The sequence below is a fragment of the Micromonospora sp. NPDC006431 genome, from assembly GCF_042870725.1.
Taxonomy (GTDB): domain Bacteria; phylum Actinomycetota; class Actinomycetes; order Mycobacteriales; family Micromonosporaceae; genus Micromonospora.
Window position 1 is genome coordinate 423137 of record NZ_JBIAHQ010000002.1, and the last position, 16562, is coordinate 439698.

Here is a 16562-nt window from a genome sequence, read left to right on the forward strand (position 1 = left end):
CTCGCCGTCACCGGGGGCCGCGGGGGAAGTAGCGGTCGAGCTCGTCGGTGCGGAACTTCCCGGCCGGGTCGAGGTCGGCCAGCAGGGCACGGAAGTCGTCGTACCTGGGGTACGTGGCGGCCGGATTCCGGACAAAGAGCTTGCCCCAGTGCGGGCGCGGGGCGAACGGTGCCAGCCGCTCCTCCACCTCGGCGAGCACCGGGGCCACCCGCGCCGCGTCACCGATCCAGGTGAAGTGGATCGCCAGGCTGTCCCGGTCGTGGTTCGGGCTGAGCCACAACCCGTCCGCGGCGACCGTACGCAGCTCGCAGACCTGGAGCACGGCGGCGACCCGCTCGGCGGCCGGGTCGAGCGCGGCGAGCGCCGCAGCGGCCGAGGCGCGGGGCAGGTGCCACTCCGACTGGAGTTCGTCACCGCTGCTCGGGGTGAAGCCGAGCCGGAAGTGCGGCAGCCGCTCGTGCCACGGTCCGGGCGCGCCGAACTGGGCGGTGCAGTGCTCCGCCGGCATGCCGGGCACCGGGTGGCAGGGCGCGTCGGCGGCGACGGTGTCCAGCCAGTCCGCCGGGGGTGGCGGCGCGTCGGCCCGCTGTTTGAGCCACACCTGGTCCAGGCGGGACGAGCGCCAGCCGGTGAACACGCTCACGCTGTACGCCGCGTCGCAGGCGGCGTCGAGCGCCGCGCGGGGCAGGCCGAGCCGGACGTACTGGCGGATCTGGAAGGCGGGCACCACGTCCAGGGTGAGCCGGGTTACCACGCCCAGCGCGCCGAGGTTGACCACCATCCCGGCGAACCTCGGGTCCGCGCGGTCCACGGTGAGCAGGTCGCCGTCGGCGGTGACCAGTTCCAGGGCGGCCACGGCGGTGGCGAGGTTGCCGTGGGCGGCACCCGAGCCGTGGGTGGCGGTGGCGACTGCGCCGGCCACCGAGATGTGCGGCAGCGAGGCGAGGTTGGCCAGCGCGTACCCCTCGGCGTGCAGACGGGTGGCGAGGTCGCCGTAGCGCAGGCCGGCGGGGACGGTGACCGTGCCGCGGTCGCGGTCCAGCACGACGGTGGGCGGCAGCCCGGCCACCGAGATCAGCTCGCCGGCGGTGTCACCGAGCCGGTTGAACGTGTGCCCGGTGCCCACCGCCCGCACCCGGTCGGCGCCGGCCACCAGCCGGCGCAGTGCGTCCAGGCTGGACGGCCGGTGGCGGGCCCGCGCGGCGTACCGCACGTTGCCCGCCCAGTTGCGGCCGGCGTCGGTCACGCGGTGGTCTCCCGGTCGGTGGTGGGTTCCTCGGCGAGGGCGGCGTGGAGCGCGCCGAGCGCGGCGTCGACCTGGCCCATGTCGTACCCGCGCAGCCCGACCGGGATGCCGGCGGCCCGGGCCTGCTCGATCTCCGCGCGGACGGCCCGCCGCTCGGCCGGGCCGCCCCGGGCCAGCGCGTCCTGGGCGCGGCCCACCAGCTCGTCGACCGGCGCCGTCCCGTAACCGCGCAGGGCGACGGTGAACGCGATCTCCGCCCCGGGGAGCTGGGTGGCCACCGGGGTGCGGGCGTCGGTGAACCGGCCACCGGAGTACCGGGTCAGCGCCGCCGCGACCTCGTCCGGGCTCTCGCGTACCTGGGTGAGGTGGAGGAGCTCGACGGCGGGCCGACCGTCGCGCGGGTGCCGCGCGGTGGTCCGCAGGCCCAGGCCGACGGCGGGCACTCCGACCAGCCTCCCCCGGTCGTCGAGGGCGAGCGCGTCGAAGTACTCCCAGCGGTACGTCCCGCGCAGGCCCGGGCGGCGCACGTCCAGCCCGTCCGGCCCGATGACGAAGCGGAACGGCCGCACCGCGCCGACCAGCGCCGCGCCGCCGACCACGACGACCCCGAGTGCCGCCAGCATCCGCAGCAGCCAGCCCTCGCCGGCGACGAGCACCATCACCCCGCCGAACACGCAGACGATGGCCAGCGGCAGTGTCCCCCGGCTGCGGTGCAGTTCCATGTCGTACCCCCGGATCCGACGCCGTCGTCCGGGTGCATTTTCCGCCCACCTGTCAAGGCACGGTTGATCCGGCCCGGACGGGGAACCTGGTGCCGATGACCAGCCACCGCGACCCCGCCCCCACCCGCCGCCCGGAGGTGCGCCCGGCCGAGGAGAAGCTCGACCCGACCGGCGTGGGCCCCGGCCCGGTCGGCGCCGCACCGACCGGGCATCCGGTGCCGGCGCCGATCCCGGAGCCCGAGCCGGAGCCGCCGGGGCCCGGCCCGGCGCCACGAACGGCCGCCGAACGGGCGTGGCCGATCGTCAGAGCTGCGACATGACCTCGGCAGCGACCAGCTCCAGGTGGTCCAGGTCGGTCAGGTCGAGCACCTGAAGGTAGACCCGCTGGCTGCCGATCCCGGCGTACCGGCCGAGCTTGTCGACGATCTCGGCAGGCGTGCCGGCGAGGCCGTTCTCGCGCAACTCGGCGGGCTCCCGGCCGATCGCCGCGGCCCGGCGGGCCACCTCCGCCTCGTCCCGCGCGCAGCAGAGCACCAGGGCGTTGGACCAGACCATGGTGGACGGGTCCCGGTCGACCTCGGCGCAGGCGTCCCGCACCCGCTGGAACTGGGCCGCCGAGTCCTCGAGCGAGGCGAACGGCAGGTTGAACTCGTCGGCGTACCGGGCGGCGAGGCGGGGCGTGCGCTTCGGCCCCTTCCCGCCGAGCAGGATGGGCGGCCGGGGCTGCTGCACCGGCTTGGGCAGCGCGGGCGAGTCGCTCACCGGGTAGTACTTGCCGGGGTGGTCGAAGGTCCGACCGGCCGGGGTCTCCCAGAGCCCGGTGATGACGGCCAGCTGCTCCTCCAGCCGGTCGAAGCGCTCCCCGACCGGCGGGAACGGGATGCCGTACGCGGTGTGCTCGTCGGCGTACCAGCCGGTGCCGATGCCCAGCTCGACCCGGCCGCCGCTCATCTGGTCGACCTGCGCCACGGTGATGGCGAGCGGGCCGGGGAGCCGGAAGGTGGCCGCGGTCATCAGCGTGCCGAGCCGGATCCGGGTGGTGTCCCGGGCCAGGCCGGCGAGGGTGGTCCAGGCGTCGGTCGGACCCGGCTCGCCGGTCACCGAGCCCATCTTCAGGTAGTGGTCGGAGCGGAAGAAGGCGCCGAAGCCCGTCTCCTCCGCGCAGCGGGCCACGGCGAGCAGCCGGTCGTAGCTGGCGCCCTGCTGGGGTTCGGTGAAGATCCGCAGTTCCATGGCCCGAGCATATTGAGCCGCCGGGCCCGGCCGAGGGGGAAGGAGGGGACCTGCCCACGCCCCGCCGGGCGGTCGCCCTCCCTGCATTCCTTGACAGGCATATAACCAATGAGGCATATTTGGGTGTGCCCGTCGACACCTTCGCCGTCCTGGCCGAACCCACCCGACGCCGCATCCTCGACCGGCTGCGCCGCACCGAGAGCAGCGTCGGTGACCTGGTGGACGCGCTGGGGATGAGCCAGCCGGCCGTCTCCAAGCACCTCAAGGTGCTCCGCGAGGCCGGCTTCGTCACCTGCCGCACCGCGGCCCAGCAGCGGATCTACCGGATCGACCCGGGCCCGCTGCGCGCGGTGGACGACTGGCTCGGGCCGTACCGGCGGATGTGGGCGGACCACCTCGACGCCCTGGAGCGCCACCTCGACAGTCAGGAGTGACCATGGAGCGCGACAACTTCCGGCCCGGCCCGCTCGCCGAGGTCGCCCGCGTACCGGCCGGTGACCGGTGGGACCTGGTGTTCGTCCGGGACCTGCGGCACCCGCCGGAGAAGGTGTGGGCCGCGCTGACCGAGCCGGACCAGCTCGCCCAGTGGGCGCCCTTCCTCGCCAGCCGCGACCTCGGCACGCCCGGCGGTGCCACGCTCAGCATGGTCGACGGCGATCGGACCTCCGAGGCGCCGGCCAACGTGGTCCGCGCCGAGCGCCCGTCGCTGCTGGAGTACACCTGGGGCGACGACCTGCTGCGCTGGGAGCTGGCCCCGGCGGGCCCGGGCACCCGGTTGACCCTGCGGCACCGGATCGAGAAGGCCGACCAGGCCCCGATCATGGCCGCCGGCTGGCACCTCTGCCTGGACGTGGCCGGCCACCTGCTCGACGGTGACCCGGTCGGCCCGATCCGCGGCGGCGAGGCGCTGGACTTCGGCTGGGCACGGCTGCGCGACGCGTACACCGAGCGGCTGGACTCCTGACACAGACGGGGCGGGGGCGGCGGAGCGCCACCCCCACGCCCGCCTGATTCAGCGCGCGGTGGCCGGGACGTCCGGCAGGGTGATCGCGGCGGCCGCCTTGCGGATCGGCTCGGTGACCCGGCGGATCATCCCCTCCCGGCCCGGCAGGTGCGGCATGAGCCGCAGCATCAGCGTCTGGAACCGGATCTGCGCGGCCGAGCCGAGCACCATGCCCTTCAGGTTGCGCTCGGCGAGCTGCTGGTTCGCCGCCACGAACGGGCGCATCCGCCGCTCGTACGCGGCGAACCCGGCGGCCGGGTCGCCGGCCGCCTCGGCCAGCGACGCGGCCAGCACGTACGCGCCGACCAGACTCAGGCTGGTGCCCTGCCCGGAGGCCGGCGAGGCACCGTAGGCGGCGTCGCCGAGCAGCCCGACCCGCCCGGTCGACCAGCCGTCCATCCGCACCTGGCTCATCGCGTCGAAGTAGAAGTCCGGCGCGTCCGCCATCGCAGCGAGCAACTCCGGCACCCGCCAGCCGGCCCCGGCGTACGCCCGGGCCAGTGCCGCCTGCTGCCCGGCGACGTCCCGGCGGTCGGGCTCCTCGGCCGGCGAGGGGAAGAGGAAGAGGGCCCGCGCGTCCGGCGCGCCGGCGGTCCGGTAGACGCCGACCGTGCGTCCCGGGGCGGGGTGCATCAGCTCGACCCGCTCCTCGCCGTACTCGGCCGGCACCGTGAAGATCGCGATGTGGTGCCCGAGCGGGCGCAGGTATGCCGAGCCGGGGCCGAAGGCCAGCCGCCGCACCGTCGAGTGCAGCCCGTCGGCGCCGATCACCAGGTCGAAGCGGCGGCTCGGCGCCCGCTCGAAGGCGACCTCCACCCCGTCGGCCCGCTGGTCCAGCGCGACGATCGAGTCGTCGAAGAGGTAGTCCACGTCGCGGGTGGCGTCGACCAGGATGCGGGCCAGGTCGCCGCGCATGACCTCGACGTCGTCCCCCTCCCGGCCGCCGAAGAGCGCGGCGTCCATGGTGGCGAGCTGTCGGCCCGACGAGTCCACGAAGCGGGCCTGCCGCATGCCGGTGTCGTGCCGCCGTACCTCGTCCCCCAGGCCCATCCGGTTGACGACCGCCAGGGCCGCGCCCCGGATGTCCACCTTGTAGCCCCCGGCGCGGAGCGCCGGGGCGCGCTCGACGACGGTCGGACGGAAGCCGTGACGGCGCAGCCACCAGGCCAGAGCGGGGCCGGCGACACCGGCGCCGGAGATCAGCACATCGGTCATACCAACGACTGTACAATCGTATTAGACAGTTGTGCAAGACGCTTGTTCAAGAAGTCCGCTACCCTGTCGGCATGGGAAATCGGGAGGACCTGCTCGCCGGCGCCAAGCGCTGCCTGATCGAGAAGGGATACACGGGCACCACGGCCCGGGACGTCGCCACCGCGGCCGGCACCAGCCTGGCCGCCATCGGCTACCACTTCCGCACCACGAAGGCCCTGCTCAACGAGGCCCTGATCGAGGCGATGGCGGAATGGGGTGAGGAGTTGGGCCGCGCCCTCGCCGAGGACGCCGACGCGACGGCCACGCCCGAGCAGCGGTTCGAGGCGACCTGGGAGCGGATCATCGAGTCCTTCGCCCGGCTGCGCCCGCTCTGGGCCATCCAGTTCGAGCTGATCGCGCAGATGGACCGCGTGCCGGAGCTGCGGGCGGCGTTCGCCACCGCCAACCACCAGGCCCGGATCGGCCTCGCCGAGGTCTTCCACCGGGTCGACCCGGCCGCCGACGAGCCGACCGCGCTCGCGCTCGGCGCCTTCCACCAGGCCCTGCTCGGCGGTCTGGCCGCCCAGTGCCTGGTCGACCCGGAGGCGGCACCGTCGGCGGCGGAGCTGACCCGGGCGCTGCGGATCGTCGCCGACGAGTTCCGCGCCGGTCAGGGCTGACCGAGGCCGGCCTCCCGGGCCCGCACGATGGCCTGGCCGCGGTCGGCCACCTGGAGCTTGGCGAGCACGTTGGACAGGTGGTTGCGGAGTGGCCGGTGGGTGGATGGGTCCCCCGGCCCAGGGGCCGGCGTGCAGAGGGGGCCGCCGGCCCGCGCGGGGCCGGCCGCCGAGGGGCTCGGCGGCCGGCCCCGACGCGTCAGCCGAGCTTCGGCGCGTAGGCCGAAACGCTGGGCCGGCTCGTCAGACGTACGGCCGAGTGGCGTACGCCGCCCGCAGCGCGGCCAGCCCGGCGTCCTTCGGGGTGAGGGTGCCCCAGCCTGAGTTGAAGTAGTTGGTGCGCACGATCCGCGGGCTCCGCTCGGCGTTGAGCTGGGCGATGGCCGCCGGCACCGTGGCGATCCAGGCGGCCTGATTGGGGAACTCGGCCACCCGTACCCCCCACTCCGCGATGAGCACCGGACGGGAGAGCGCCACCGGGCCGAGATCGGCCACCGCCCAGTCCTTCGTGCGCCGGAACCGGCCCAGGGCGGTGTCGCTCGGGTCGGTGGCGTAGACGTTCCAATGCAGGAAGTCCAGCTTCGCCATCAGCGACTCGGGGTGGGTACGCCGGTAGGCGGCCCGGTCGAAGCCGCCCGAGCCGACCGAGAAGGTGGTGCCGGCGGGCAGCGGGCGGGCCTTGAACCAGTTCACGATGTAGGTCATCGCCTGCACGGCCCGGGCATCCGAGTTGGCCCAGTCGTACGCCACCCCCGATTCGGTGGTGCCGAACTCGTGGTCGGTGTCCAGCTCGGAGGCGAGTTGGATGTTGACCGGGAAGCCCAGGGTCCGGTACTGCGACAGCGCCCTCGCGAAGAGCCCGTCGCAGAGGCCGGCGAGCACCTGCCCGTACCCGTACGCCTTCGGCCAGGTGGTCCCCGGGCGCTGCTGGATGGTCATCGCCGGGGCCGGGACGGTGTAGCTGGCCCCGTCCACGGTGAAGGTCTGCGGTCCGATGCTGGTTACGCCGTAGTACTTCAGTTCGAGCACCATGTTGACCGCGATCCCCTTGCGGCCGAGGGTGGTCAGCCACGACTGGTTGTATCCGGGGAAGGTGTAGCCGTCGGCGAAGCTGCGGTACTGGGTGAGGGAGCGGAAGTTGCCGCCGGCCAGGTCGGCCGTCGGGTCGGCGTTCCCGGCGAGGTAGTAGCCACCCAGCACGGGCGGGGCGACGGTGTAGCTGGCGGTGGCGGTGGCGGTGTGCCCGCCGTTGTCCCGCACGGTGACCGTGACTTGCGGCATCACGCCACCGCCCGGTACACGGCCACCGACCCGGTGTCGGAGACCTTTGTCCAGGTCCGGCCGGAATCGTCGGTCACGCTCACGGTGAGCGGGTCGATGACCGCCGTGGCCTTGACCGGGGCGCTGCTGTTGCCCTGGGAGTCGGTCACCACGATGGTGACCGTGACGGGCCGGGTGTCCGGGTCGGCGTAGGTGACCGTGAGGGTCATCTGGTCGCCTGGGGAGTAGGTCGAGCGGTTGAGGCTGGCGGTCACGGTGGGAGCGGCCATCTCCGCCCCCTCCTTCCTTGCTCTGCGCCCGGCGTCCGCCGGTACGCCCGGCTGGTCAGGCGGGGCGCCGCGGTTCATGACGACGATCCCGCCGAGGCCGGCCGGAGGTGGTGACGTCGGTGTCCTGACTGGCTGGCACCGTCCGCTCAGGACGGCGCCGGGCCGGGTCTCGGCCGGGCGGCGCGCGGTGGACCGGGCGGTGGCCGGGCCCGCCGGCGGCGTCACGGCCGCGCTCGGCGCTGGCGGCGTCCGACGACGACACGGAGTCGCCGCCGGGGCCGGAGGGATGGGATGTGGCCCGCCATCCAAAGCCTCCACTGCACCAACAATGCGCCGGTCGGGGGTCGGACGTCCTGTCGGCAATCCGTCGGCCGGTCTGTCCTCGATCAGCTTGCCGCCGCGGCGGCATCCCTGCTGGGGCGGAGCCGTGCCTCGGCACGGCCGGATCGTCGCGGCGGTCGGCTGGCGAGTCCAGCCGGCTGGCCGTGGGAGGACACCGCCTGGCATCCGGCGACGCATGCGGTGCCGCGCCGCACGAGCGCGCTGGTTTCGGCTTCTTCGCCGGACGCGGGCGATCCAAATTCGGCGACTTCCGGAAGGCGACCGACGCGATTGCGGAACCGCGCCGCCCCGACGGGTCGGGATCGCCGTCCGAATATGACAATCGCGTGACGGAAAATCACGAGTGCATGACTGTTCTCTATCGCCGTCGTCATATTCGGGGACGAACGGCTGCAGCGGACCGCTCGGCACCGGCACCCGCACCGGACGGAACAAAGAGCCCAGAGCCGGCCGAACCACCCGTCGCACACCCGGCGCGGCACGTCCGCGGTACGTACCGGCGACCGAATTCGACGCTGAAAGGCGTGCAGTTTTTGTGGTTAATTCCACAGCCCCCCCGGTTACGACTGGATTCTCGCCGATTACGTCGGTAAGTTTCCGGGCCGGCCCCTGTGGCCTCCGGAATGTGACCGATGTTGATATCGACGGACGAGACGCGAAGATGGCCACCGATGGCGCGATCCGCCACCGGTTCCATCGGAGAGGGGATCGTGCCCGCACTCGCAGTGAAGTCGCTCTACAAAATATTCGGCAATCGAGCTGACGAGGCGATGAGGCGCCTCGTGACCGGCGCCCCGCGCGCCGAGGCGCTGGCGGGCCTGCCGGCCACGGCCGCCGTGATCGACGCGAACTTCGAGGTACGCCCCGGCGAGATCTTCGTGGTGATGGGCCTCTCCGGCTCCGGCAAGTCCACTCTCATCCGGATGCTCAACGGTCTGCTCCGGCCCACCCGGGGCAGTGTGCAGGTCGACGGGGTCGAACTGACCACGCTCAAGCCCGCCGCGCTACGCAAGCTGCGGCGCGAGAAGATCAGCATGGTCTTCCAGCACTTCGCGCTGATGCCGCACCGGACGGTGCTGGAGAACGCGGGCTACGCCCTGGAGGTCGCCGGCCTGCCCAAGGCCGAGCGGCGCGAGCGCGCCCTGGACGCGCTGCGCATGGTGGGCCTGGAGGAGTGGGCGGACAAGCTCCCCCACGACCTCTCCGGCGGTATGCGGCAGCGGGTCGGGCTGGCCCGCGCGCTCGCGGCCGGCACCGACATCCTGCTGATGGACGAGGCGTTCTCGGCGCTGGACCCGCTCATCCGCCGGGAGATCCAGGACCAGCTGCTGGAACTCCAGGCCGAACTGGGCAAGACCATCATCTTCATCACCCACGACCTGAACGAGGCCATGCGGCTCGGCGACCGGATCGCGGTGATGCGGGACGGCCGGATCGTCCAGATCGGCACCGCCGAGGAGATCCTCACCGACCCGGCCAACGGGTACGTGGCGCAGTTCGTCGCCGACGTCGACCGGACCCGGATCCTGACCGCCGCGTCGGTGATGGAGAAGCCGCACCACGTCCTGGACGTCAACGCCGGCCCCCGGGTGGCCGCGAAGGCGCTGCGGGAGAGCCAGACCTCGGCGGTCTACGTGACCGGGCCGATGAAGAAGTTCCTCGGCACGGTCACCGAGGACGACGTGCTGCGGGCGCTGCGCGAGGGCCGGCCGAGCCTCGACGGGTACGCCTCGACCGCGCGGGTCCGCACGGTCACCGAGGACACCGCGGTGGCCGACCTGTTCGCCGACTGCGCGGAGAGCCAGCATCCGGTGGCCGTCCTCGACGACCGGGGCCGGCTGGCCGGGGTGATCCCCCGGATCACCCTGCTCAGCGCCCTGGCCAGCGCCACCCCGGACGAGGTGGCCGCGATGGACGAGCCGGCACCCGACCCGGCCGAGGTCGAGCTGGTGGGCACGAAGGGAGAGCCGACATGAGTCACACCTGGTCCCCGCTCGACGTCGAGCTGCCCCGAGTGCCGCTGGGCGCCTGGACCGAATCCGCCGTCGACTGGGCCACCGGCGCCCTCGGCCCGGTCTTCGACGCGGTCGCGGCCGTGGTCGACGCCCTGGTCCGCCCGCTCGACGAGCTGCTCACCGGCGTACCGCCGGTGGCGGTCGTGCTGGTCCTGGCCGGGCTCGGCTGGTGGCTGCGCGGCTGGAAGTTCGGCCTCGGGACGGCGGTCGGCCTCGGCGTGGTGGCCGGGATGCCGTACTGGGAGGAGACCATGAGCACCCTCGCCCAGGTGCTCGTGGCGAGCGTGCTCGCCCTGCTGCTGGCGATCCCAATGGGCATCTTCATCGCGGAGAACCGGCGGGCGTCCACCGTGGCCCGGCCGGTGCTGGACCTCATGCAGACCATGCCGGCGTTCGTCTACCTGATCCCGGCGATCTTCTTCTTCGGCATCGGCACCGTGCCCGGCGTGCTGGCCACGCTGGTGTTCAGCATGCCGCCCGGCGTACGCCTGACCGAACTCGGCCTGCGGCAGGTCGACAAGGAGATCGTCCAGGCCGCCGAGTCGTTCGGCGCGCCACCGTGGATGGTGCTGCTGCGGACCAAGCTGCCGCTGGCCCTGCCGACGATCATGACCGGGGTCAACCAGGTCATCATGCTGGCCCTGTCCATGGTGGTCATCGCCGGCATGGTCGGCGCCGGCGGCCTCGGCGACGTGATCATGTTCGCGCTCTCCCAGGTCGAGGTGGGCAGCGGCTTCGAGGGCGGCATCGCCGTCGTGGTCCTCGCCGTGGTGCTCGACCGGCTCACCGACTCCGTGGGCGACCGGTTCCCCTCCGCGCGGGCGCAGCGCCTGGCGCGGCAGGCCGCCTGACCGTCGCCCTCCGCCGGCACCCCTGGGCCCGCGTACGCGGGTCCGCCGGCTGTTCAGAGAAGGAAGGACAATCCGTGTTCACGACCCTGAGGCGCGTCCTGGCGCTCGCCGTGACCGCCACCCTGGCGCTGGGCGGTGCCGCCTGCAGCGCGAAGTCGGACGGCGGGTCCGGCAACGGCAAGAAGATCACCATCGGCTACATGGCCTGGGACGAGGCGATCGCCGCCTCCCACCTGTGGCAGCACATCCTGGAGGAGAAGGGCTACCGGGTCCAGCTCAAGAACCTGGAGGCCGGGCTCGTCTACGGCGGGCTCGCCGGCGGCGACATCGACCTGTTCCTGGACGGCTGGCTGCCCCAGACCCACGCCTCCTACCTGGAGAAGTACGGCGACAAGCTGGAGAAGATCGGCGTCTGGTACGAAGACGCCAGCCTCAGCATCGCGGTGCCGAAGTACGTCGACGGCGTCGACTCGCTCGAGGACCTGGCCGGCAAGGCCGGCACCTTCGGCGGGCAGCTGATCGGTATCGAGCCGGGCGCCGGCCTCACCAAGGCCACCCAGGAGAAGGTGCTGCCCGGCTACGGCCTGGCCGACGCCATGAAGCTGAAGACCTCCTCCACCCCGGCCATGCTGGCCGCGCTCGACGCCGCGATCGCCGACCAGAAGCCGATCGTGGTCACCCTCTGGCACCCCCACTGGGCCTACGCGAAGTACGAGCTGAAGGACCTGGCCGACCCGAAGGGCACCCTGGGCCAGGCCGAACAGATCAACACCTTCGGCCGCAAGGGCTTCGGCAAGGACTTCCCCGAGGTCACGAAGATGCTGGCGAAGTTCACCATGGACAACCAGCAGCTCGGGTCCCTGGAGGACCTGATGTTCAACACCCACAAGGGTGACGAGAAGAAGGCCGTCGAGGAGTGGCTGAAGGCCAACCCCGACTACCTGAAGGCGCTCGCCTGACCCGTCCCGTGACCGGGGGCCCGCCGCGTTGCCGGCGGGCCCCCGGGTCAGGGGCCCGGGTCACTTCTCACCGGGCCCGCCGCTGGCGGCGCCGCAGCCACCCGGCGCCGGCGCTCACCAGGGTGGACTCGATCGCGGTGCCGATGGCGACCAGCGCCGCCCCGACCGCCCAGAGCCCGGTGGCGTCGGTCGACGCGGCGTGCCGCGCCCAGGCGGCCGTGAAGGCCACCGTCATCACCGGGGCCACCAGCCACGGGCCGCGCCACCAGCCGCCTACTGCGGCGATCAGGGCCAGGGTCAGCACGCAGCCGGCCACCTGCCACACCGCGTACGGGCCGCTGGTGGCGCCGGTCGCCGGGTCGACCGTGTAGCCGCTCTCCCAGCCCAACCAGGCCCACCAGGCGCCGACCGTCGCCGCCGCCAGCAGCAGCCCGCCGAGCAGAGTACGCATCGTTGTGGTCACGGCCCGATCCTGCCGGTCCCGGCGACCGGGCGGATGAGCATCCGTACTCGGGTCAACGCCCCGCCGCGGACGCCCCGGCCCGGGCGGCGCAGCGCGTCCGGCTGGCACACCGGGCTGCGCCGCCCCTCGCTGGCCCTCCGACCGCCTGGTCAGGGGCCGGCCCGGTCCGGTTGGTCTCGGGTTCATCGGGCTATCACCGCAACCGCCTAGCGTCCGGCGTCGTTGATCGCGACACCCGCAAGGAGCTGGACGTGCTAGCCAAACGAAAACTCGCCCTCACACTGGCCTCGGTCGCTGCGTTGACCCTGTCGGCGGGGCTCGCCACCACGGCGGGCGCGGCCGCTGGCGAGCTGCAACGGATCACCCCGCCGGTCGACACCCAACAGCCGCCCCAGGACCGCCTGGTGCTCGCCGTGATCGGGGACTACGGCGGCTGCGGCGTTGACCGCACCTGCGCGGAGGAGAACCAGGTCGCGGACATGGTCCACTCCTGGAACCCGGCGGCCATCCTCACCACCGGCGACAACACCTACCAGCAGGGCCTGCCCGAGGAGGTGGTCAAGGCCCAGGCGCCGTACAAGGCGGACATCGACGCCGGCCGGATGTTCCCGATCATGGGGAACCACGACTACGGCAACGGTTGCTCGCCGGAGAGCGTGAAGCCGAGCCTGGACTACTTCAACGTGCCCGCCGCCTTCGTCGCCGGCTTCGGCAACGGGCTGCTCGACTTCGTCAACCCCGACGCCAACTGCCAGACGGCGACGGGCAGCGCGAAGCCGCCGATCTACGACACGTACCGCAACACGCTCACGAACAGCTCGGCCGCCTGGAAGGTGGTGGGCGGCCACCAGCCGATCTACTCCTCCGGCAAGGCCGGCAACAACCTGGACCGCGCCTGGCTGATGACGCCGGGCGTGGACCTGATCCTCGCCGGCCACGATCACCACGCGGAGCACATCGAGACGGCCGACGGCTACCACATCGCCATTTCCGGCAACGGCGGCGCCGGCCTGACGCCGCTGTTCAGCGTCGCGCCGGGCAGCAAGTTCCGGGATGCCGCGCACTTCGGGGCGATGCGGCTGACCGTGACCCCGGACTCGCTGAAGGCGGAGTACCTGTCCCTGCCGGGCACCGTCGACTACTACTTCCTGCTCAAGAAGGACGCGCAGGGCCGGGCGTACCTGGCCGAGCGGTCGGACTGGGTCGACCCGAACCCGGACCCGGGCGGAAACCCGATCCCGAACAGGTACACGGTCTCGTTCGACGTCGCGGCGGACAAGGCCGACAGCCTGACCTACCGGAACTACGAGGACGGCCCGTTCCTGACCACCGAGGTCGACGGCCGCCGGGCACTGGAGCTGCAGAAGAATCCCTTCGGCGGCGCCAACCAGTTGTACATGTTCGTCGACGACGCGGCGATCTTCGGCGGGCCGTACCAGGTGAAGGCCACGATCAGCTACCGCTCCCCGGTCCCGGGCTCGTTCGCCATCCAGTACGACTCGCAGCAGAGCGGCTCGGCCTACCAGCGTTCGACGGCGGTGACGATCGGCGCCGGCCAGGTGAACCAGTGGCAGACGACGACCATCGACCTTCCCGACGTCCGGTTCACTTAACCGGCAGAACGGCGGCGCGGACCTGCGGCTGAACGCGCTGGCCAACCTTCCGCTCGCCGTCTCGGCGGTGCGCCTCGACGTGGTCCCACCCGCCCCACCGACGACCCGGGTCTCGATGGACTTCTCCGGTGAGCCCGACGGGCTGACCTGGATCCCGTACGAGAGCGGCCCCGCGCACGAGATCGCCGTCGACGGTCGGCGCGCCCTGCAGATCGACCGGAACACATTCAACTCCGGCAACAACCTCTACCTCGCCGTCGACGACCGCTACCTCACCGGTGGCCCGTACGACGCCACCGCGACCATCGAGTACCGCTCCCCGGTCACCGGCTCGTTCGTCCTCCAGTACGACTCCGCGGCGACCGGGTCGGCGTACCAGAGCGCCACCCGCGTGAGCATCACCGCCGCCATGGTCAACACCTGGCAGACCGTGACCCTCGACCTGCCCCAGGTGATGTTCCGGAACCGGCAGAACGGCAACGCCGACCTGCGGATCGTGGGCGCGAACAACCTGCCCCTCATCATCGGCTCGATGAGCGTGCAACTCGCCGACCAGCAGGCGCAGTTGCTGAAGGCGGCGCAGGACGCGGTCGCCGCCGCCGAGGCCAACCCGTCGGCGGACACGATCACGGCCGCCGAGACGGCCATCGCCAAGGTCACCGACGCCACCCAGGTCACCGCGCTGCACCAGCGACTGACCGTCGTGAAACACCTCGTCCACGCCCGCGACCTGCTCAACCGCATCGCCGCAACCGAACTCACCACCCCCGCACAACTCGACGCCGCCGTCACCGACCTCACCGACGCCACCACGACCCTGGAACAGATACCCACCGACCGGCAGGGCGACCTGCCACAGCAGCTCACCACAGCGAAACGCCGCATCGCCGACGCCCTCGCCGACTTCTTCGCCAAACCCATCCAAGGCAAACCGGAACCGATCAAACGACCCTGGCTCGACCTGGTCATCTCCGACACCTACGACCGCTCCGGCACCACCGACCTGCACGACCGCGTGATGTCGATCGTGCGCAGCCACACCACCGGCCAGCAGGTCACCATCGCCATCAACGAGTTCCTCGCCACCCGCTAAACGGGGAAGACAGTCCCGCCTCGGCTCGGGGCGGCGCCGGACCCACCGGCGCCGCCCCGAACCACCCGAGCTGGCTACGGATGCCCGCCGCCACCCGCCATTGGCTGATCCAGGCGAGGTCGCCGCCGCCGATTCCTGAGCGGGCAGGTAAACACCAGCAGCGCGTGCGCCGCCAGCACCGTCAGGTAACCAGCCGCCGACTTCAGCAGGATGGTGTCGTTGCTGGGCGAGGCGACCATCGCCCCGAACACCGCCGCGACCGCCAGCACGAAGACCAGCACCGTCCACCACGGCTCATGGGTCCGGTAGCGGGGCACCAGCGCCACCAGCAGCACCGTGCCGGCGACCGCGGCCCACACCACCAGCGCGATCAGCGGACCGAGCCCCTGGGAGTAGGCCCGCCCCCAGGCGCTCATCTTCGTGTCGTACACGCTGAGCCAGGCACCCAACTCCAGATAGCGCACCGGCGCGTAGCTGAAGTCCCGGGGCGGGCTGTCCACCCCGGCGTACGGCAGCGCCAGGAAGCCGAGCACCAGGAGCACCGCCACGATGCCGAGGACCAGACACCGTACGACCAGCGACCCGACCGGAAGCTTCGCGGACGGCTGTCCCGGCGCGGGAGCCGGCGCACCGGACACCCCCGGCGGCGGGCCGGGCGGAACGGGCGGCGGGGCGGCGCCATCGGGCAGCGGGTCCAGTTGTGGCTGCTGCCGGCCGTCGATCACGTGCGCTGTCCACCGGTCGCCATCGAACCAGCGGACCGGCTGCCGCCCGGAGGGATCCGGATACCAACCGGGCCGCCGCCCACCCGTCGCGCCATCCCCGCCACCCTGCACGGAGGAAACCTTGCCACGATCATCCGCGCCGGTGAAGAGGTGAATCAGGGCAGGCCGCGCCAGGAGAGCCTCGGCGTATGCCCCAGCCTCGACTGGTAGTCGATCCCCCGTCTACCGCCTCGACCGCTCCAGCCGCCGCATCCGGCTCGGGCGCCGGCGGCCGGGCGATGCTGCCGGAGATTTCGCCGCCGTCACTTGCCGATCTGGCTATGACGACAACCGCGACTGTGGCAGCCCGCGTTCGTACATCGCGGGCAAGGGCTGGTGCCCGATGAGCGCTACCGACGCCAGGGTCTTCGTTCAGCGCCTCAAGCCGCCGCAGCGCGGGGCTCGAAGCTCACGCTGAGACTGACATCCAAGGCCGCTGCCAACCGCTCCAACACCGGCAGGGTTGGAACGGTTCCATCCGCCTCGAACCGCGCGACCGCCGACTTCGTCATCCCCGATTCCTTAGCAAGTTGCGCCTGGCTCCAACCCCGGCGTTCACGAAGATCGCGCACCGCACGACCGAGTTCGAACGCCAACCGCGCCGCGTCGTACGCCTCCGCGGCTCCAGGCTCAGCCATGCGCCGCTCCCGCATCGCGGCCCAATCGCTGCGCTCGCCCATGACCTAGCCCTCCTCTTCCACGACGCGGTGCGCCTCATCAATGCAGCTGGCCAACGCCCGGCGCGCCCGGTGGCCCCAACCCGCTCACCCCCGCCGAGGTGGCCCGGCTGCGAGGCGCCCGACCCGCCGGATCACCCCCGCAACCTGCGACCGAACC

General features: G+C 72.4%; 18 protein-coding genes. 9 read left to right on the forward strand and 9 right to left on the reverse strand.

Going from position 1 to position 16562, the window contains the following annotated elements; all coding sequences use genetic code 11:
* Window positions 1-7: 7 nt before the first annotated feature.
* Together ACFYM6_RS05485 and ACFYM6_RS05490 are read right to left on the reverse strand one after the other, a co-directional pair.
* Window positions 8-1246, reverse strand: coding sequence for an FAD-binding protein (locus ACFYM6_RS05485; RefSeq protein ID WP_387272508.1), 1239 nt, complete (start codon window positions 1244-1246; stop codon window positions 8-10).
* Complete coding sequence (locus ACFYM6_RS05490; RefSeq protein WP_387272510.1) at window positions 1243-1968, reverse strand: hypothetical protein; 726 nt, start codon at window positions 1966-1968, stop codon at window positions 1243-1245. The genes ACFYM6_RS05485 and ACFYM6_RS05490 overlap by 4 nt, the downstream gene beginning before the upstream one ends.
* A 95-nt stretch (window positions 1969-2063) precedes the next feature.
* On the opposite strand from ACFYM6_RS05490, the gene ACFYM6_RS05495 reads away from it, so the two are divergent.
* Window positions 2064-2288: a hypothetical protein gene (locus ACFYM6_RS05495; RefSeq protein ID WP_387272512.1), complete on the forward strand. Its 225-nt coding sequence runs from the start codon at window positions 2064-2066 to the stop codon at window positions 2286-2288.
* Here ACFYM6_RS05495 and ACFYM6_RS05500 read toward each other — a convergent pair.
* Window positions 2272-3201 carry an LLM class F420-dependent oxidoreductase gene (locus tag ACFYM6_RS05500; RefSeq protein ID WP_387272514.1) on the reverse strand — a complete coding sequence of 310 codons (930 nt, stop codon included), beginning with the start codon at window positions 3199-3201 and terminating at the stop codon, window positions 2272-2274. The genes ACFYM6_RS05495 and ACFYM6_RS05500 overlap by 17 nt on opposite strands.
* 125 nt (window positions 3202-3326) lie before the next feature.
* On the opposite strand from ACFYM6_RS05500, the gene ACFYM6_RS05505 reads away from it, so the two are divergent.
* Complete coding sequence (locus ACFYM6_RS05505) at window positions 3327-3635, forward strand: metalloregulator ArsR/SmtB family transcription factor (protein WP_338013293.1); 309 nt, start codon at window positions 3327-3329, stop codon at window positions 3633-3635.
* A gap of 2 nt (window positions 3636-3637) precedes the next feature.
* The gene (locus ACFYM6_RS05510; protein ID WP_387272516.1) at window positions 3638-4165 is read left to right on the forward strand and encodes an SRPBCC family protein; all 528 of its coding nucleotides are present in this window, start codon (window positions 3638-3640) and stop codon (window positions 4163-4165) included.
* A gap of 48 nt (window positions 4166-4213) precedes the next feature.
* Here the strand turns inward: ACFYM6_RS05510 and ACFYM6_RS05515 are convergent, their stop codons facing one another.
* Window positions 4214-5419, reverse strand: a complete 1206-nt coding sequence (locus ACFYM6_RS05515; protein ID WP_387272518.1) for an FAD-dependent monooxygenase — start codon at window positions 5417-5419, stop codon at window positions 4214-4216.
* Window positions 5420-5490: 71 nt separating this feature from the next.
* Here ACFYM6_RS05515 and ACFYM6_RS05520 point away from each other — a divergent pair, with 71 nt between their 5' ends.
* Window positions 5491-6078, forward strand: coding sequence for a TetR/AcrR family transcriptional regulator (locus tag ACFYM6_RS05520; protein WP_387272520.1), 588 nt, complete (start codon window positions 5491-5493; stop codon window positions 6076-6078).
* 240 nt (window positions 6079-6318) lie between these two features.
* On the opposite strand, the gene ACFYM6_RS05525 is transcribed toward ACFYM6_RS05520, so the two are convergent.
* Window positions 6319-7356, reverse strand: coding sequence for a hypothetical protein (locus tag ACFYM6_RS05525; protein WP_387272522.1), 1038 nt, complete (start codon window positions 7354-7356; stop codon window positions 6319-6321).
* Window positions 7356-7625 (reverse strand): hypothetical protein, encoded by a 270-nt coding sequence (locus ACFYM6_RS05530; RefSeq protein WP_387272524.1) that lies wholly within the window; start codon window positions 7623-7625, stop codon window positions 7356-7358. The genes ACFYM6_RS05525 and ACFYM6_RS05530 overlap by 1 nt, the downstream gene beginning before the upstream one ends.
* Window positions 7626-8638: 1013 nt before the next feature.
* On the opposite strand from ACFYM6_RS05530, the gene ACFYM6_RS05535 reads away from it, so the two are divergent.
* From ACFYM6_RS05535 to ACFYM6_RS05545, 3 genes are all read left to right on the forward strand, one after another.
* Window positions 8639-9943: a glycine betaine/L-proline ABC transporter ATP-binding protein gene (locus tag ACFYM6_RS05535; RefSeq protein WP_387272526.1), complete on the forward strand. Its 1305-nt coding sequence runs from the start codon at window positions 8639-8641 to the stop codon at window positions 9941-9943.
* Window positions 9940-10833, forward strand: coding sequence for an ABC transporter permease (locus tag ACFYM6_RS05540; RefSeq protein WP_387272528.1), 894 nt, complete (start codon window positions 9940-9942; stop codon window positions 10831-10833). Before ACFYM6_RS05535 ends, ACFYM6_RS05540 begins: the two co-directional genes overlap by 4 nt.
* A 74-nt stretch (window positions 10834-10907) precedes the next feature.
* Complete coding sequence (locus tag ACFYM6_RS05545) at window positions 10908-11792, forward strand: glycine betaine ABC transporter substrate-binding protein (RefSeq protein ID WP_387272530.1); 885 nt, start codon at window positions 10908-10910, stop codon at window positions 11790-11792.
* Between the two features lie 67 nt (window positions 11793-11859).
* On the opposite strand, the gene ACFYM6_RS05550 is transcribed toward ACFYM6_RS05545, so the two are convergent.
* Window positions 11860-12255, reverse strand: coding sequence for a hypothetical protein (locus ACFYM6_RS05550; RefSeq protein ID WP_387272532.1), 396 nt, complete (start codon window positions 12253-12255; stop codon window positions 11860-11862).
* Window positions 12256-12506: 251 nt separating this feature from the next.
* Between ACFYM6_RS05550 and ACFYM6_RS05555 the strand changes: the two genes are divergently transcribed.
* Together ACFYM6_RS05555 and ACFYM6_RS05560 are read left to right on the forward strand one after the other, a co-directional pair.
* Window positions 12507-13868, forward strand: coding sequence for a metallophosphoesterase (locus ACFYM6_RS05555; RefSeq protein WP_387272534.1), 1362 nt, complete (start codon window positions 12507-12509; stop codon window positions 13866-13868).
* Window positions 13869-13935: 67 nt separating this feature from the next.
* A complete protein-coding gene (locus ACFYM6_RS05560) occupies window positions 13936-14961 on the forward strand; it encodes a hypothetical protein (RefSeq protein WP_387272535.1) in 1026 nt (341 codons plus the stop codon).
* 74 nt (window positions 14962-15035) lie between these two features.
* On the opposite strand, the gene ACFYM6_RS05565 is transcribed toward ACFYM6_RS05560, so the two are convergent.
* Together ACFYM6_RS05565 and ACFYM6_RS05570 are read right to left on the reverse strand one after the other, a co-directional pair.
* Entirely contained in the window at window positions 15036-15797 is a 762-nt protein-coding gene (locus ACFYM6_RS05565) for a DUF2510 domain-containing protein (RefSeq protein WP_387272537.1), read from the reverse strand.
* A gap of 308 nt (window positions 15798-16105) precedes the next feature.
* Entirely contained in the window at window positions 16106-16405 is a 300-nt protein-coding gene (locus tag ACFYM6_RS05570; protein WP_387272539.1) for a multiprotein-bridging factor 1 family protein, read from the reverse strand.
* Between the last annotated feature and the right edge of the window lie 157 nt (window positions 16406-16562).

Coding starts and splice junctions, on each gene's coding strand:
- ACFYM6_RS05490 (WP_387272510.1), bottom strand. CDS start 1,968: ATGGAACTGCACCGCAGCCGGGGGACACTGCCGCTGGCCATCGTCTGC.
- ACFYM6_RS05495 (WP_387272512.1), top strand. CDS start 2,064: ATGACCAGCCACCGCGACCCCGCCCCCACCCGCCGCCCGGAGGTGCGC.
- ACFYM6_RS05500 (WP_387272514.1), bottom strand. CDS start 3,201: ATGGAACTGCGGATCTTCACCGAACCCCAGCAGGGCGCCAGCTACGAC.
- ACFYM6_RS05510 (WP_387272516.1), top strand. CDS start 3,638: ATGGAGCGCGACAACTTCCGGCCCGGCCCGCTCGCCGAGGTCGCCCGC.
- ACFYM6_RS05515 (WP_387272518.1), bottom strand. CDS start 5,419: ATGACCGATGTGCTGATCTCCGGCGCCGGTGTCGCCGGCCCCGCTCTG.
- ACFYM6_RS05520 (WP_387272520.1), top strand. CDS start 5,491: ATGGGAAATCGGGAGGACCTGCTCGCCGGCGCCAAGCGCTGCCTGATC.
- ACFYM6_RS05525 (WP_387272522.1), bottom strand. CDS start 7,356: ATGCCGCAAGTCACGGTCACCGTGCGGGACAACGGCGGGCACACCGCC.
- ACFYM6_RS05530 (WP_387272524.1), bottom strand. CDS start 7,625: ATGGCCGCTCCCACCGTGACCGCCAGCCTCAACCGCTCGACCTACTCC.
- ACFYM6_RS05535 (WP_387272526.1), top strand. CDS start 8,639: ATGGCGCGATCCGCCACCGGTTCCATCGGAGAGGGGATCGTGCCCGCA.
- ACFYM6_RS05540 (WP_387272528.1), top strand. CDS start 9,940: ATGAGTCACACCTGGTCCCCGCTCGACGTCGAGCTGCCCCGAGTGCCG.
- ACFYM6_RS05570 (WP_387272539.1), bottom strand. CDS start 16,405: ATGGGCGAGCGCAGCGATTGGGCCGCGATGCGGGAGCGGCGCATGGCT.